15 protein-coding genes are annotated in these 15,699 nt (G+C 68.8%); 13 read left to right on the plus strand and 2 right to left on the minus strand.

Features of this window, described 5'->3' with window-relative positions:
- Positions 1–3: 3 nt before the first annotated feature.
- The gene (locus ABD115_RS04405; protein WP_343958607.1) at positions 4–795 is read right to left on the minus strand and encodes an ABC transporter permease; all 792 of its coding nucleotides are present in this window, start codon (positions 793–795) and stop codon (positions 4–6) included.
- Positions 796–870: 75 nt separating this feature from the next.
- Here ABD115_RS04405 and ABD115_RS04410 point away from each other — a divergent pair, with 75 nt between their 5' ends.
- From ABD115_RS04410 to ABD115_RS04420, 3 genes are read left to right on the plus strand one after another with little or no spacing between them, the layout of a single operon-like run.
- Entirely contained in the window at positions 871–1,980 is a 1,110-nt protein-coding gene (locus tag ABD115_RS04410; RefSeq protein WP_343958609.1) for an ABC transporter ATP-binding protein, read from the plus strand.
- Entirely contained in the window at positions 1,950–3,521 is a 1,572-nt protein-coding gene (locus tag ABD115_RS04415; protein ID WP_343958612.1) for a hypothetical protein, read from the plus strand. Before ABD115_RS04410 ends, ABD115_RS04415 begins: the two co-directional genes overlap by 31 nt.
- 60 nt (positions 3,522–3,581) lie before the next feature.
- A complete protein-coding gene (locus ABD115_RS04420; RefSeq protein WP_343958614.1) occupies positions 3,582–3,854 on the plus strand; it encodes a DUF3039 domain-containing protein in 273 nt (90 codons plus the stop codon).
- A gap of 243 nt (positions 3,855–4,097) precedes the next feature.
- Here the strand turns inward: ABD115_RS04420 and ABD115_RS04425 are convergent, their stop codons facing one another.
- Positions 4,098–5,420: a nicotinate phosphoribosyltransferase gene (locus ABD115_RS04425; protein ID WP_343958616.1), complete on the minus strand. Its 1,323-nt coding sequence runs from the start codon at positions 5,418–5,420 to the stop codon at positions 4,098–4,100.
- Positions 5,421–5,545: 125 nt separating this feature from the next.
- On the opposite strand from ABD115_RS04425, the gene ABD115_RS04430 reads away from it, so the two are divergent.
- From ABD115_RS04430 to ABD115_RS04475, 10 genes are all read left to right on the plus strand, one after another.
- Complete coding sequence (locus tag ABD115_RS04430; protein ID WP_343958618.1) at positions 5,546–6,385, plus strand: GntR family transcriptional regulator; 840 nt, start codon at positions 5,546–5,548, stop codon at positions 6,383–6,385.
- Complete coding sequence (locus ABD115_RS04435; protein WP_343958620.1) at positions 6,309–7,376, plus strand: BMP family lipoprotein; 1,068 nt, start codon at positions 6,309–6,311, stop codon at positions 7,374–7,376. The genes ABD115_RS04430 and ABD115_RS04435 overlap by 77 nt, the downstream gene beginning before the upstream one ends.
- A 32-nt stretch (positions 7,377–7,408) precedes the next feature.
- Positions 7,409–8,992, plus strand: coding sequence for an ABC transporter ATP-binding protein (locus ABD115_RS04440; RefSeq protein WP_343958622.1), 1,584 nt, complete (start codon positions 7,409–7,411; stop codon positions 8,990–8,992).
- On the plus strand, positions 8,989–10,116 hold the full coding sequence (locus tag ABD115_RS04445; protein WP_343958624.1) for an ABC transporter permease: 1,128 nt from the start codon (positions 8,989–8,991) through the stop codon (positions 10,114–10,116). Before ABD115_RS04440 ends, ABD115_RS04445 begins: the two co-directional genes overlap by 4 nt.
- Positions 10,113–11,015 carry an ABC transporter permease gene (locus ABD115_RS04450; RefSeq protein ID WP_343958626.1) on the plus strand — a complete coding sequence of 301 codons (903 nt, stop codon included), beginning with the start codon at positions 10,113–10,115 and terminating at the stop codon, positions 11,013–11,015. The genes ABD115_RS04445 and ABD115_RS04450 overlap by 4 nt, the downstream gene beginning before the upstream one ends.
- A 30-nt stretch (positions 11,016–11,045) precedes the next feature.
- Positions 11,046–11,612 carry a cysteine hydrolase family protein gene (locus ABD115_RS04455; protein ID WP_343958628.1) on the plus strand — a complete coding sequence of 189 codons (567 nt, stop codon included), beginning with the start codon at positions 11,046–11,048 and terminating at the stop codon, positions 11,610–11,612.
- Positions 11,609–12,532, plus strand: a complete 924-nt coding sequence (locus ABD115_RS04460) for a PfkB family carbohydrate kinase (protein ID WP_343958630.1) — start codon at positions 11,609–11,611, stop codon at positions 12,530–12,532. The genes ABD115_RS04455 and ABD115_RS04460 overlap by 4 nt, the downstream gene beginning before the upstream one ends.
- A 47-nt stretch (positions 12,533–12,579) precedes the next feature.
- Positions 12,580–13,314: a phosphorylase family protein gene (locus ABD115_RS04465; protein ID WP_343958632.1), complete on the plus strand. Its 735-nt coding sequence runs from the start codon at positions 12,580–12,582 to the stop codon at positions 13,312–13,314.
- 83 nt (positions 13,315–13,397) lie between these two features.
- Positions 13,398–14,186, plus strand: a complete 789-nt coding sequence (locus ABD115_RS04470; RefSeq protein ID WP_343958634.1) for a sugar isomerase domain-containing protein — start codon at positions 13,398–13,400, stop codon at positions 14,184–14,186.
- Positions 14,187–14,188: 2 nt separating this feature from the next.
- On the plus strand, positions 14,189–15,643 hold the full coding sequence (locus ABD115_RS04475) for an aldehyde dehydrogenase family protein (protein WP_343958636.1): 1,455 nt from the start codon (positions 14,189–14,191) through the stop codon (positions 15,641–15,643).
- Positions 15,644–15,699 lie beyond the last annotated feature (56 nt).

The raw sequence follows: 15,699 nt of genomic DNA on the forward strand, positions 1-15,699 counted from the left end.
GGGTCAAATTTCCTTCAATACGCCGCCGATAGAACGGCGGAACACCCACTGGCCGAGCGCGAGCGCGAGCAGCGAGATGGCAGCCGCCGCCGCGACGAGGCCCCAATCGAGCTGGCTAGGGAAGAAGCCGGCGCGAAACAGGCCGAAGATGCCGGAGAGCGGGTTGAGCCAGGCGAGTGGCTGTGCAAACTCCGGGAGGTCTGCAGCGCCGTAGATGATCGGCGAGGCGTAGAACAGCACGCGCAGAATCAGCTTCACCGCGCGCTCGAGGTCACGAAAGTACACGACGAGCGGCGCGATGATCAGGCTCAGGCCGAGCGTGAGGGTCGCGAGGAGCACGATGCCGAGCGGGAACAGCACGAGCTCCCACGAGACCCGCGCGCCCGAGAACACCGCGAACAGCACGAGCACCGGAATGCTCAGGAGAAACTCGATGCCCTTGGAAGCTACGATGCGCCCCACCCAGATCCAGCGCGGCAGCGCGACCGAACGCACGAGCCTGACATCGCGCAAGAACGCGCGCGTCGCGTCGGTGAGGGAGCCATTGATCCACATCCACGGCAGCAGCGCCGCGAGCAAAAACACGATGTAGGGCTGTTCGCCGACCGAGCGATCGAACACCTGCGTGAACACGAACCAGTAGATGACGCTCATGAGCAGCGGGTCAAGCACCGACCAGAGGTAGCCGAGCACCGACGTGGAGTAGCGCACCTTCAGGTCGCGCTTCGTCAGCAGCCAGAGCGAAGACCACGCGGAGCCACGGTTTCCGCCGTGATGATGTTCGGATGCTTTCACAGTGTCTATCTTGCCGCGTTCGCCTGTGCTCCGCAGCATGCTCGCGGGCGGCGATTCATTTGATAAGTTAGGGGGGTGCTGCCAGAAACCCCGCCATCGCCGTCCGAATCACTTCCGGGCACGGGGTTCGGTGCTGCTGTTCCGCCGGCCGCAACGCCTGCTGCAGCGCCCGCGGATCCGCCGTCGTCACCCGAAGCTGCCGCCGCCACGCCCGGCGACGACACTATCGCGATGCCCGTCGCGGCGTCGCGCGCAAGGCGCACCCGCAGCGCCGCGCCCGAGGGTGCAGCCGCGGCGCCCGTAGCGCCCGCGGCTGAGGCGGCCCCTGAGTCTCACGCAGCGCCGGCGCGAGGCCGCATTGAGGTGCCGACGCCGTCGGTCGTGCGCGCCCGCGAGCGCGGCCGCATCGCCGAGCAGAACCCCGTGGTGCTGCGCACGGAAATGCTCACGAAGGTGTTCGGTGCGACGGTTGCCGCGAACGAGGTCTCGTTCGAGGTGCACGCCGGTTCGCTCACGGGCGTCGTTGGCCCGAACGGCGCGGGCAAGACGACAACCCTCTCGATGATCAGCGGGCTGCTCCGCCCGAGCTCCGGTCGCGTCGCCGTCGGCGATGTCGACGTGTGGGCAGACGGCGCCGCGGCGAAGCGGCTCATCGGCACGCTGCCCGACCGGTTGCGACTGTTCGACCGGCTAACCGGCGCACAGCTGCTGTATTACTCGGGCGTGCTGCACGGCGTCGCAGAGGCCGAGGTCGCAAAGCGCAGCGGTGAACTCGCGGAGGCGTTCGGCCTCGAATCTGCGCTCGACCGGCTCGTGTCTGACTACTCGGCGGGCATGCAGAAGAAGATCGCGCTCGCCTGCTCGATGATTCACGCGCCAGGCGTGCTCGTGCTCGACGAGCCGTTTGAGGCGATTGACCCTGTTTCGGCCGCGAACGTCACCGACATTCTCGAGAAGTACGTCGCGGGCGGCGGCAGCGTCGTGATGTCGAGCCACAGCCTCGAACTCATTCAGCGCGTGTGCGACCACGTCGTGATTATTGTCGACGGCTCCGTCATCGCGCAGGGCACGGTCGACGCCGTGCGCGACGGCGTGAGCCTCGAAGACCGCTTCCGTGCGCTCACCGGCGTCGACGAGACGCAGAAGGGGCTGCAGTGGTTGCACGGCTCTTCAGACTCCGAGTAGCGCTCGCCGGGGGCCTGTTTCGGGGCTCGTTTGGGCGCGCGGTCAGGGTGACTCTCGGGCTGCTTGTGTGCGTCGGCGCTGCCGCGGTGACGCCGTTCGCCGTCGCCTGGCTCACCGAGCCGGGCGAGCTGCGCAACGTGCTTGATATCTTGGTCGGCGGCGTCGTGCTCGCGGGCGCCTTCTTCGTGCCGCTGTTCGACAGCAGGCGCAATCTTGCGCCGCGGCAGTTCTCACTGTTTCCCGCGGGCGCCGGCAAGGTTGCCTGGTCGATGCTCGTGACGACCGTCGTCAGTTGGTCGTTTGTGGTGCTCGTCGCCTGGCTCGTTGCAATGTATTTCGCGCGCCCGGAGTGGCGGGCGGCCGGTGGCCTCGCGGTCGCCGCGCTCGTGCTCGCCGCGCTGTTTGCGGTTGTCGCCGTGCGCGTTGGCGCGGGGCTGTCGCAGCTGCTCGTCGGCGAGCGCTTTGCCGGCGGGCTCAGGCTGTCGGGCGGGGTGCTGTGCATTGCGCTGCTGCCGTTGCTCGTGTTCGTCATCGCCGAGAGCCTGCGCTCCGACACCAACCAGGTGCTCGTCGACGCCGCGGGCGTGGTCGCGTGGACGCCGTTCGGTGCGGCGTTCGCCGCGATCGGCGAGGCCGGCTCGGGCGATACGGCTGCCGCAATGATGCGGCTCGCAGTCGTCGGTGGGGTCGCGGTCGTGCTCGCGATCGCGTGGTTTGCAATCGTGGCGCGTTCGCTGAACTCGATCGAACGCCCGCGCGACGTGCTGAGCGCCAGGCGCGGGCTCGGGTGGTTTGAGCGCTTCCCTGCGCGGCCTGCTCCCGTCATCGCGGCCAGACAGCTCACCTACTGGCAGCGCGACCCCCGCTACAGAATTGCGCTCATCGCAATGCCCATCGCTCCGGTGGCGATCGTCGTGGCTTTCCTCGTCGCCGGTGCCGACGTGATGCTCGCTGCCGCGCTGCCGCTGCCGATCTTCATGCTGTTGCTCGGGTGGTCGCAGCACAACGACATTGCGATGGATTCTACGGCGATCTGGGAGCATGTCGCGAGCGGCATTCGCGGCTGGGCGGATCGCGCGGGCAGGCTCGCCCCCGCGCTGCTGTTTGGCGTGCCCGCGGCAATTATCGGCTCGAGCGTCACGGTGACATTCATGGGTGACTGGCGGGTGCTGCCCGCCGTGATCGGCATGAACATCGGGGTGCTCTGCATCGCGACCGGAGTGGCGAGCGTGTTCTCAGCGCTCATGCCATACCCGGCGACGCGGCCGGGTGACAGCCCGTTCGTGCAGCCGCAGTGGTCGGGCTCGGGCTCGGGCACGTCGCAGACTGTCTCGATGCTCGTCGCCCTCGTGCTGTCGGTGGCGCCCGTGTGGGTGTCTGCAGCGGCGATTGCCGACGTGTCATTCATCGGTAATATGTGGGCGCTCGTCTTCGGTATTGGTTTCGGGGCAGTGGTGCTGCTCGGCGGCGTCGCCATCGGCGGGAAGATCTTCGATCGCCAGGGCCCCGAGATTCTCGCGGTGACGCAGATCTTCGACTAGGCGGGTGCCGGGCGCGACGGGCGGTGGGCGCGGCGGGCCTGAGAGGGTAGAATGCCTGGCATGGGTATTTTCTCGCGTAACGAACCAGAGACCGGCGGCGGCCTCGACGTCATGGACCGTGAGCTCGAGAAGCTGCTCGAGGATTCGCAGATTGAAGACGGCGACCACGAGCGCTTCTCACACTACGTGCCCAAAGACAAGATCGTCGAGTCGGCGGTGACGGGCAAGCCCGTGCGCGCCCTGTGCGGCAAGAAGTGGACGCCGTCGCGCGACCCCGAGCGCTTTCCCGTGTGCCCCGACTGCAAGAAAGTCTACGAGCGCATGAAGAAGTAGGGGGCTTCTCGCGCTAACCCGGCGCTGCTCACGGCCCCGCTTACGGCCCCGCTTACGGCCCTACTTACGTGCTTGCCCGGGGCGCCACCCCGGAGCGCACGCTCTTCGATAGGCGATCGGCCGAACCACGGCCCATTCCCGCCCGATCTGGCCTATCTTGTGCAGATCCCAGTGCGAGCGCAGCGGGCCGCCCCAGGTGCCCCCAGGCGCCCCCAGGCGCCCCCAGGCGCTCCGGGGTCACCCCTAGCGGTACTCCGTGGGAATCGCGGGGTCGCCGCGGGTGAGGCTCATGGCGACGCGGGGGAGCTCCGCGACGCTCGAACGGTGCCGCTTGCGGGCCAGCTCGATGCCGTCGCTTCCGACGTATTGCTGCTGAATCTCGCCGCCGACGACGAGCGGCTCGAGAATTTCGCGGCTCGAATCGGCCACCTCGGCGCCCTCGGCCTCACCGCCGGGGCCGTCGCCGAGGTAGATGAGCTCGGCACGGGCTGCGCCGCGCGCGTTGAGCAGGCGCCGCACGCTCTTGCGCCCACCGACGGAGGCCTTGTCTGCGCTCTTTTTCGCGACAGAGACCCACTCGCCATTGTCGTCTTCGCGCGCGACGAGCTTGTAGACCATGCCCATTGTGGGGCTCCCGGAGCCGACAACGACCGAGGTGCCGACGCCGAATGAGTCGACCGGAGAGGCCGCGAGGGCGGCGACGGTGTGCTCGTCGAGGTCGTTGGTGACGGTAATGCGGGTGTTTGTCGCGCCGAGCGAGTCGAGCAACTCGCGCACCTCGACGACAACGACGGGCAGGTCGCCGGAGTCGATGCGCACGGCCCCGAGCCCGGTGCCGGCAACCTCGACGGCGGTGCGCACCCCCTGCTCGGTGTCGTAGGTGTCGACGAGGAGTGTCGTGTCGGGCCCGAACGCGGCAACCTGTGCTGCAAAGGCCTCGCGCTCGCTGTCGTGCAGCAGCGTGAACGAGTGGGCTGCGGTGCCCATTGTTGGGATGCCGTAGCTGCGGCCAGCTTCGAGGTTTGATGTCGCGCTGAAGCCCGCGACGTAGGCCGCGCGGGCGGCCGCAACTGCGCTGCGTTCTCCCGTGCGGCGCGACCCCATCTCGGCGAGCGGCTTTCCGCTCGCGGCGTAGACCATGCGCGAGGCGGCCGTTGCGACAGCGGAGTCGTAGTTCATGATGCTGAGCGCCAGCGTTTCGAGAATGACGCCCTCGGCGAAGCTCGCCTCGACGGTCACGAGGGGCGACCCGGGGAAGAAGACCTCGCCCTCGGGGTAGCCCCAGATGTCGCCGGTGAACCTGTAGTTCGCGAGCCAATCGATCGTGTCTTGGCCGACGACGCTGTTAGCGCGCAGAAACTCGAGCTCGGCGTCGCCAAACCTGAAGTCTGCGATGGCTTCGAGGAGCCTGCCAGTGCCGGCGACGACGCCGTAGCGGCGGGCACCCGAGAGCCTGCGGGCGAAGAGTTCGAACACGCTGTTGCGGTTGGCGGTGCCGGCCTTGAGTGCGGCGTCGACCATGGTGAGCTCGTAGTGATCGGTGAGCAAAGCAGTTGAGGTATGCACATCGCCAGCTTAGCCAGGCGAGACCGGAAAGCTGGGAAATTTCCCGAATCGATTTGCGCGCCGCCGCTCTGGGCATATACTTGTCCGGACAACCGGATAAGTTGGGTTTCGCCCAGGAGGCAAAGATGCTGTTTGAGCTCGATAACACGCGCGGCGCGCCACCGCTGTACATGCAGCTGGCCAACGCGCTCGAGGCCCACATTGTGGGAGCGAACCTCGCTCCGGGCACGAAACTCCCGAGCGAGCCAACGCTCGCGGCTGAGAACAACCTGTCGCGCGCCACCATTCTCAAGGCGTTCGAACTGCTCGTTGACCGCGGCCTCGTCTCGCGCCGCCAGGGCAAGGGCACGTTCGTGCGATCGCGCCCGATGGAGCGCAATCTCCCCGAGCTCGGCAGCTTCAGCGAGCACATCGGCAACCTCGGCCTGCGCCCGGGCAGCGTGCTGCTCGACTACGCGGTGTTCGCCCCAGACGCGCCGCAGCGCCCGAGCTCGGCCTTTCCCGTGTCGTTTCCCATCGTCATGATCGAGCGTCTGCGCACGGTTGGCGGCACGCCCGTCGGGCTGCAGCGCCTCATCGTGCCCGAGCACGTCGCGCAGAAGGCCGACCTCACCGAGGTGGCCGCAGCCCAGCCAGACTTCTCGTTCTACCGCGCGCTGCGCGAGGCGGGCCTGCAGCTCGCCGCCGGCGAGGAGACGCTGCGCGCGATCAACGCGGAGCCGCTCGAGGCCGAGCAGCTCGCTGTCGACCCTGGTGCTGCGCTGATCGAGGTGGATCGGCACTCCCGCGACTCCTCAGGCCAGCTGCTCGAGCACGTCAGGGCACGCTACCTCGGCACTCACTACCTGTACCGCGTCACTCTCACTCACCCATCCAATGGAGGATCACATGAACAGAACTCGACTACTGCTTTGCGCACCGGTGGCGGCTACGCTCATCGCGCTGACGGCGTGCGCCCCGAGTAGCTCGGGCGGCGACGCAGGCGGCGCCGCCGGCGACAAGGTCGCACTCGTTGTCGCTCAGGGCGGCCTCGGCGACCAGTCGTACAACGATCTCGCGAACGTCGGCTACAAGCGGGTGCTCGAGAGCACCGGGCTCAACGGCAGCACCATCGAGTCGGAAGACATCGTTGGCCAGGGCGAGCAACTGCTTCGCCGCGCAGGCCAGGCGGGCATCAACCTCGTCGTCGACCTCGAGTTCTCGCACAACGAGGTCATCGGCAAGGTTGCCGCAGACTTCCCCGACAGCAACTGGGTGATCTTCAACGCTGAGTCGGAGGGCGACAACGTCGCCTCGGTGCTGTTCCAGGAGCAGGAGGGGTCGTACCTCGCGGGCGCCCTCGCCGCGCTCCAGACGACGAACACGAGCGACCCGAACATCAACCCAGAGAAGGTGCTCGGCGTCATCGGTGGCGCATCGAGCGTCGGCATCGACAAGTTCCTCGTCGGCTTCATCGAGGGGGCAAAGGCGGTCGACCCCGAGGTCGAGGTGCTCACCGCATACTCGAACGATTTCGCCGACCCGGCGAAGGGCCAGCAGCTGGCGCAGTCGATGTTCGAGCAGGGCGCAGACATCGTCTACGCTGTCGCGGGCGGCACCGGGGCCGGCGTGATTCAGGCGGCGCAAGATGCGGGCCGCTACGCGATCGGCGTCGATGACAACCAGGATGGTGTTGCGCCGGGCAACGTGCTCACGAGCGTGCTCAAGCGCGCAGATCTCGCGGTCGAGAGCGTCGTCGCAGACTACGCCGCTGGCTCGTTCCCCGGCGGCAAGACGATCACCTTCGGGCTGAAGGAAGACGCGGTTGGCCTCACCGACTTCGAATTCACGAAGGATGCCATCGCGCCCGAGACGCTCGCGAAGATCGAGGAGCTCAAGGCGGCGATTGTCGCGGGCGACATCACCGTGCACAACGTCGTCACCGACGGCTACCCCGACTACTTCAAGGGTCAGTAACCACACTCTTTTCGACAGGGAAGTCTGAATCGATGCAAAGCGAAACCAGGGCGGCGGGCGGCCACACCGCGCCGCCTCCCCGGATCGAGGCGCGCAGGGTCGCAAGATCTTTTGGCCCGGTCCGAGCAAACCGAGACGTCTCGCTGACGGCGTACCGCGGCCAGGTGCTCGCGGTGATCGGCGAGAACGGCGCGGGCAAGAGCACGCTCATGAAGATGCTCTACGGGCTCGACCAGCCCGACGAGGGGCAGATCTTCATTGACGGCGAGCCGGTGCGGCTGACGAGCGCCCGCGACGCGATCAAGCGCGGCATCGGGCTCGTGCAGCAGGAGCTGGCGATCGTGCCCGAGCTGTCGCTGCTCGAGAACCTCGTGCTCGGGAACGAGCCGATCGCAGGCGGCCGGATCGACTGGAAGCGGGCGCGGCGCGAGGCCGCGGTGCTCGCGGAGTCGGTCGGCACCGAGATCGACTGGGAGGTGCAGGCCGCGCACGCGCCCATCGCGATTCAGCAGCAGGTCGAGATTTTGCGCCTGATCGGGCGCGGGGCAGACCTGTTGATTCTCGACGAGCCAACGGCGGTGCTCGCTCCGGCGCAGGCGACACAGCTGCTCGACCTGCTGCGCCGCCTTGTCGATGACGGCAAGACCGTGATCTTTATCAGCCACAAGCTCGGCGAGGTGATGCGGGTCGCCGACGCGATCACCGTGCTGCGCTCGGGCGAGACCGAGCCGCCGATGCCGCGGGCCGAGGCCACCACTGAGGGCCTCGCCCAGCTCATCATGGGCGGGGCAGCGCAGCCAGACGCGACCGTCACTGCCGGCAGCCCCGGCGAGATTGTGCTCGAGTGCCGCGGCCTCGCGGCGAGCGATGATCGCGGCACCGAGCGGCTCGCCGGCGTTGACTTCGCGGTTCGCGCGGGCGAGATCGTCGGCATCGCGGCGGTCTCTGGGAACGGACAGGATGAGCTGGCCGAGACGCTCATCGGCCTGCGCAGGCCGAGCCGCGGCTCGGTGTCGCTGCGCGGCGCGAAACTCACGCGCGTCTCGGCTCGCGTGCGCCGCCGCGCCGGGTTCGGCTACGTGAGCGCAGACCGCAAGCACGAGGGGCTCGCCCTCGACCTGTCGATCGCGGTGAACGCGATCGCGGGGCCGGCGCTCGGTGCGCTCACCCGCGCTGGCTGGTTCGTGCCGGCGCGCGTGCGCGAGGCGGTGAGCTCGGTGCTCACGACAGGCGCGGTGCGCTACGGGTCAGAGAAGGATCCGATTGCGAGTCTGTCGGGTGGCAACCAGCAGCGCGTGGTCATCGCGCGCGAGCTGCGGGAGCGCCCTGAGGTGCTCGTCGCCAGTCAGCCAACGCGCGGCGTCGACATTCGCGGCATCGCGTTTATTCACCAGCAGCTGCTTGCGGCCCGCGACGCGGGGAGCGCTGTCGTGCTCTTCAGCGAGGAGCTCGACGAAATTCAGGCGCTCGCCGATCGCATTCTCGTGCTGCACCAGGGGCAGATCGTCGGAGAGCTCGGGCGCGACGCCGACAGGGTGGTGCTCGGCAAATTGATGTTGGGAATGGCGCACGCGGGCGAATCGGCCGGCCAGTCAGCGGAATCGGAGACAGCGTGACGGAGCAACAGACGCCAGACACTGGCGCACACACGAGCTACGTGCCGACGCCGGTGCGGCGCGGCTTTTCATGGAGCGCCGCGGGGGAGTCGGCCTGGCGCATCGCGGTTCCCGTGGTCATCGCGCTGCTCGTCGGCGCGGTCGCGCTCCTGTTCGGCGGGGCGAACCCGCTCGAGATCTACGGCATGCTCGCCCAGGAGGCATTCGGCGACGCTGCGCGGTTGAACGCGACGCTCACGGCGGCAACGCCGCTGCTGTTCACCGGCCTCGCCGCGGCGATCGCGTTTCGCGGCGGAGTCTTCAACGTCGGCGTCGAGGGCAGCTTCGGCTTCGCCGGGCTCGCCGCCGCGGTCGTCGGTGTGAACGTCGGCGGGCTGTCGCCCGTGCTCGCGGTCACCGCATGCCTGCTCGCAGGCATGATCGCCGGTGTGCTCGTCGCGCTGATTCCCGCGCTCTTGCGCACCTGGCTCGGCGTCGACGAGGTTGTGTCGACGCTCATGTTCAACTTCATTGTCACCGGGGTGACGGCCTGGCTGGTGCAGAGCTTCTTTCTCGCTCCCGGGCAGGCGAACTCTGCGACGGAGTACGTCGCCCCCGCAGCCGAGCTCCCGGCGCTCGCGCCCCCTGGCCAGCTCAACGCCGGCTTCGTGATCGCGGTCGTGCTCATCGTGTTCTACGGCTTCTGGATCAAGCGCACCAAGCTCGGCTTCGAGTTCGACGCCGTCGGCAAGGCGCCGCGGTTCTCGCTCGCGCAGGGGCTCAGGGTGCGCACGGTGCTCATGAGCGCGATGCTCATCTCCGGCGCGATCGGCGGCCTCGGCGGCGCGGTGCACACGCTCGGCGTCGTGCATCGCTTCTCGGTCGGGTTCTCCGCGAGCTTCGGCTTCACGGGCATCGCGATTGCCCTGCTGGCGCGCTTCAACCCCGTCGGGGTGATCATCGGGGCCGTCGCCTTTGGCGCCCTCGCGGCCGCCGGCGCAACGGTTCAGCTGTTCGTCAACATCCCTATTCAGCTCATCAGCATTCTGCAGGGCACCGTCATGCTGCTCGCCGTCGCCCAGTTCGCCGTGCCGCGGCTGCTCAAGCGGCGCAGGGCAGAGAAGAACACGGAGGTCGCAGCATGATCGACAGCATCATCAACTCGACGCTGCTGCTCGCAGTGCCGATCGTGCTCGCCGCCCTCGGCGGCGCGATCCACCGCCGCGCGGGCGTGGTGAACATCGGCCTCGAGGGCCAGATGCTCGTCGGCGCGTTCGCTGGCATCATCTCGAGCGCAGCGACCGGCAGCTGGGTCGTCGGCGTGCTCGTCGGCGGCGCCGCAGGCGCCGTTGCCGGCCTCATTATGAGCCTCGTGATCACGAGGCTGGCTGCAAACGAGATCATCGTCGGGCTGGGCTTCAACATTCTCGTGCTCGGCGTCGTCGGCTTTATTCTGCGCAGCAACTACGGGGTGTCTGGCACGCTCAGGTTCCCCGAGCAGCCACGCATTCCGAAGCTCACGATCCCTGGAGTCTCCGACGTGCCCGTGCTCGGCGCGGTGCTCAGCGGCAAAGACGTTCTGTTCTGGCTCGCCGTCGCGCTCGTGCCGCTCCTCGCGTGGGTGTTCTCGAACACCCGCTGGGGCATTCGCACGCGTGCGACCGGGGCAAACGACTTCGCGACGGCCTCGCTCGGGGTGCGCACCCTCGCGGTGCGCGACGTCGCGGGGTCGCTCGCCGGCCTCCTTGCCGGCCTCGGCGGCGTCGCCCTCGCGCTCGGCGTGAGCGGCCTGTTCAACGAGAACATGATCGCGGGGCGCGGGTTCGTCGCCCTGGCGGCGTTCTACTTCGGGCGCTCGCGCCCGCTGCCGACGGCGCTCGCCTGCCTCCTGTTCTCGTTCTTCGACGCGCTGCAGATTCGCATGCAGACGAACAGCGTGTTCCCCACCGAACTCATTCAGACGCTGCCGTATGTCGCAGTCGTCGCGGTGCTCGCCTGGACCGGCTACACGACCCTCCGTCGCCGCAGCCGCGTCGCCGTGTGACCCCGACAGAACCCTCGATAGGAATCACTCATGACTACCTCCTCACCCAAGACGGCGCTGCTGCTCGTCGACGTGATCAACTCGTTCTACGAGGCGGGGCAACCCAACTATTACCCCGAGGTGGCCGCGACGCTGCCCGCGCTCGCCGCGCTGCGCGACACCGCACGCGAGCGCGACGCGCTGCTCGTGCACTCGGTCGAGCGGCACTACCGTGGCCTCGAAGACTTCGAGTTCGCGAAGCTGCCCCGGCACCACCAGAGCGGCGAGCACGACGCAGACTACTTCCCGGGGTTTGAGCCGGTCGAGCGCGCGAACGAGATCGTGGTGCCCAAGCGCCGCTACTCGGGGTTCTACGCGACCGACCTCGATCTCGTGCTGCGCGAGCAGGGCATCGGGCGCGTCATCGTCGCCGGGGTGAAAACGAACGTGTGCATTCGCGCGACGGTGCAAGACGCCTTCGCTGGCGGCTTCGAGGTCGTCGTGCCGCGCGAGGCGACGAACTCAAACCGCCCGCACCTCGCCGCGGCGAGCCTCGAAGACATCGAGCGCTACTTCGGCAGCGTCGTGAGCCTTGCCGATGCGCTGGAGCTGCTGTGAGCAGCGGTGAGGCGCTGCTCGTCGTGAGCGGCTACGCGAGCGTCGACTTCGCCCTCCAGCTCGCCCCGTTCCAGGGCGTCGACGCGACGACCCAGATCCGCGGCCGCGCAGACGAGTGGCCGCGCTACGGCGGCATCGCCCACGTCACGCGCGCGGCGGGCAGCGTCTCGGCTGGCGGGGCCGCGGCGGGAGCGGCTGCCGGTGACTCCGCAGGCGCACTGCGCGTCGCGGCGCTTTCGTGGGTCGGCGAAGACGCAGCAGGAGCGGGGTGGATCGACGCGGTCGCAGCTGGCAACGCGGCGACCACGGGCATCGCCGTGCTCGGCTCGCGCAGCCCGAACGCGTATCTGCTCTACCCAGAGGGCGACGGCACGATCTGCCTGTTCGACCCGGGCGACTGCCACACCGAGGGGCTCAGCGCTGCGCAGCGCGAGCTGCTCGCCGGCGCCACCACGGTCGTCGTGACGATCGGGCCCGAGCGGGCGACGCGCGAGCTGCTCGACGCGATCAGCGCCGAGTGCACGGTGTTCTGGGTGCTGAAACAAGACCCCGATTCGCTGCCGGCAGACCTCGCGACGAGGCTGGCTGGGCGCGCCGACATCGTCACGCTCAGCGAGGGCGAGAGCGGCTATCTCGCCACGATCGCCGCGAACGCCCGGCCGGGCACGCACATCGTCGTCACCCGCGGAGCCGCGGGCTCCGAGCTGCGCCGCGTCACCGGTGGCGCTGCCCTCGAGACCGTCGGAGAAGTCGGGGCGGAGCCCGTGCGCGGCGTCGACACGACGGGCGCCGGCGACACCTTCTCGGGCACCCTCGCCGCGCTCATCGCGGGGCAGGGGGAGCGCGACACTGCAACACTGCTCGCCCACATCTCCGAGGCCGCGGCGGCAACCGCGCGCATGCTCGCCGCCCGCGCCTGAGCGCCAGGCGACGCGAGCGACACTGACCACAACACGAAGAGGAAACAATGACTGCAACAAGAGAAGCCTGGTACATCCACTGCACGCCCGACCAGGTCGGCGAAGACGCCATCATCGTGGGCGACCGTGGCCGGGTACTCCTCGCGACCGAGCTGCTCGAAGACGCCGAGCTGCTCAACGAAGACCGCGGCCTGACAACCGCTACCGGCACCTACCGCGGCCGGCGCATCACGATCAGCGCGTTCGGCATGGGCGCCCCCATCGCCGCCGTGGTGGTCGAGGAGCTCTCCTACATCGGCGTGAAGCGGGTGCTCCGGCTCGGCACGGTGATGACCGCGGGCGACACCGAGCTCGGTGCGCTCGTCGTCGCGCACGGCGCGACCCGCGGCGAGGGCACCTCGAACGGCTACCTGCCCGCCGAGTACCCGGCCGTGCCCGACTTCGCGCTCACCGCGAAGGCCGAGGCAGCTGCCGCGGCGACCGGCCGCCCCGTCGTGACGGGCATCTACGAGAGCGCCGACGGCTTCTACACCGATCTCATGCGTCGCGATAACCCTGTCGGGCAGGCCGAGCTCATGGCGCGCCGCCGCGCCCAGCACATCGTCGCGACCGATATGGAATCGAGCGCCGTGTTCATCGTGGCGCGGGCCCGCGGCATCGCGGCAGCCTCGCTCTGCCTCGCGAGCGTCTCGGGCGACGATTTCGCGAAGCTCGACGGCGAAGACCGGCGCCAGGCCGAGCTCGACCTGCTGCGCGCGGGCCTCGAGACGCTCGTCTCGTAACAGCTGCGAACAGCCCCGAACAGCTTGGGGTCGGGCGGAGCCGCCCGACCCCGTCAACACCACACACGAAAGAAGGAAAACCCATGAGCATTGCAAGCGGATACTTTGACGACGTCATCGCGAAGCTCGCCGGCGTGCGCGACTCGCAAGACGACGCGATTCGCCAGGCGGCCGAGATCTGCGCCGACTCGATTCAGAACGACGGCCTCGTCTTCACCTTCGGCACCGGCCACGGCGGCTTCGCCGCCCTCGAGATGTTTCCCCGCACCGGCGGCGTGACAGGCTTCCGCCCGATCGTCGAGAGCTCGATCGCCCTCATGCACCACGTCATCGGCGACCAGGGAACCGCGCAATACCGCTTCCTGCACACCCGCGAGGGCTACGGCAAGGCGATCCTGCGCTCCCACCAGATCAAGGAGGGCGACTCGCTCATCTTGTTCTCGCACTCCGGCATCAACGCCGTGATTCTCGACATGGCAGTCGAGTTCAAGGAGCGCGGCCTGAAGGTGATCGCGGTGACCTCGGTGCCGCACTCCTCGCAGGTCGAAAGCCGCCACTCGAGCGGCAAGCGACTCTACGAGATCGCCGACGTCGTCATCGACACGGGCATTCCGCTTGAGGATGCGTCGCAGTACATCGACGGCCTCGAGTTTCCCGTCGGCCCGACCTCGACCTCGATCGCTGTCGCAGTCGGCCACGCGATCAACGCCTCGACCTCGGCGGCCCTCGTCGCCCGCGGTGAGACGCCGATGATCATGGTGAACACGAACTCGAACCGCACGAAGCTCGCGCACCAGCAGAACGACCGCAACTACGCCGAGCTGTGGCGCCGGCTGCGCTCGCGCGACTTCTCGGCGCCGGAGGTGCTGTAACCATGACCGGCACAAACCGCGCCCTCTGCATTGGGGGCGAGTGGGTGCCGTCGCTCAGCGGTGACACCATCGAGGTGCGCGACCCCGCGACCGGCGAGCTCGTCGGTACGAGCGCGGTGGCGAATGCCGCCGACGTCGACCGCGCCGTCGCAGCGGCGCAGGCAGGCTTCATGCGCTGGAACCTGCTCACGGCAGACGAGCGCGCGCAGATTCTGCTGCGCGCGGCTCAGCTCGTCGACGAGCGCACCCCTGAGATGGCCGAGCTGCTCACCCGCGAGCAGGGCAAGCCGATCCCCGACAGTGTGAAGGAGATCTCCTTTGGCGCGCAGGTGATTCGCTACTACGCCGAGCAGGGCCGGCGCGTGTGGGGCTCGATACGCCCGACCGTGCGCAAGGATATTCGCTCGCTCGTCACCTGGGAGCCGCTCGGGGTCGTCGCCGCGATCGTGCCCTGGAACTACCCCGTGGACCTCTACGCCTGGAAGATCGGGCCGGCGCTCGCCGCTGGCAACTCGGTCGTGGTGAAGCCGCCCGTTGAGGCGCCGCTCGCGATCGCCGCGTTCGTGCAGTGCTTCATCGACGCGGGGCTGCCCGAGGGCGTGCTCTCTGACCTGCCCGGCGCCTTCGAGGCAGGCTCCAGGCTGTCGGAGCACCCCGACGTGGCCGCGATCACCGCGACCGCGTCGACCGCGACGGGCCAGGCGATCATGCGCTCGGCGGCTGGCACGATGAAGCGCGTCACGCTCGAGCTCGGCGGGCACTCGCCGTTCATCGTGCTCGACGACGCCGACGTCGCCGAGGCGGCAGCGGCCGCAGCGCGCCGGTCGTTCTCGAACGCCGGCCAGATCTGCATCGCCGTGAACCGCATCTTCGTCGCCGACACGATCGCCGACGAGTTTGCCGAGGCGGTCGCCGCCGAGGCGCGCGCGATCACGCTCGGCCACGGCGTCGAGGCCGGCATCACCGGCGGCCCGGTGACCACTTCGGCGGTCATCGAGAAGACGCGGCGGCACATCGACGAGGCTGTGGCCGGGGGCGCCACGCTCGGCGCAGGCGGCAAGCACGCCGCCGTGCGTGACGGCCTCGACGGGTCGATGTTCTTCGAGCCGACGGTGCTCGACCACGTGTCGATCGACGCGCTGGTGATGCGCGAGGAGAGCTTCGGCCCCCTCGTCGCGATGCACCGGTTCGGGGCGAACGACAGTGTGGTGGATCTCGCGAACCGCGGCGACTACGGCCTCGCAGCGTATGTCTACGGCGACGACCTCGACCGCGCCTGGGGCGTCGCCGAGGGGCTGCACGCGGGCGGTGTCGGCGTGAACATCAACGATGTGTCGGAGCTGCAGGCGCCGTTTGGCGGCTGGAAGATGTCGGGCTTCGGGCGCGAGCTCGGCCCCGAGGGGCTGCAGGGCATGATGCAGCAGCGCCACATTCGCATTCGCCGCCGCAGCGCGTAGGCCCACCGCGGCGCCGCGGCGCCGGGGCGCCGGCTCGCTCCGGCGCTGCCGGGCCC

Origin of the sequence: Leucobacter albus (genome assembly GCF_039528015.1) — a bacterium.
GTDB classification, from domain to species: domain Bacteria; phylum Actinomycetota; class Actinomycetes; order Actinomycetales; family Microbacteriaceae; genus Leucobacter; species Leucobacter albus.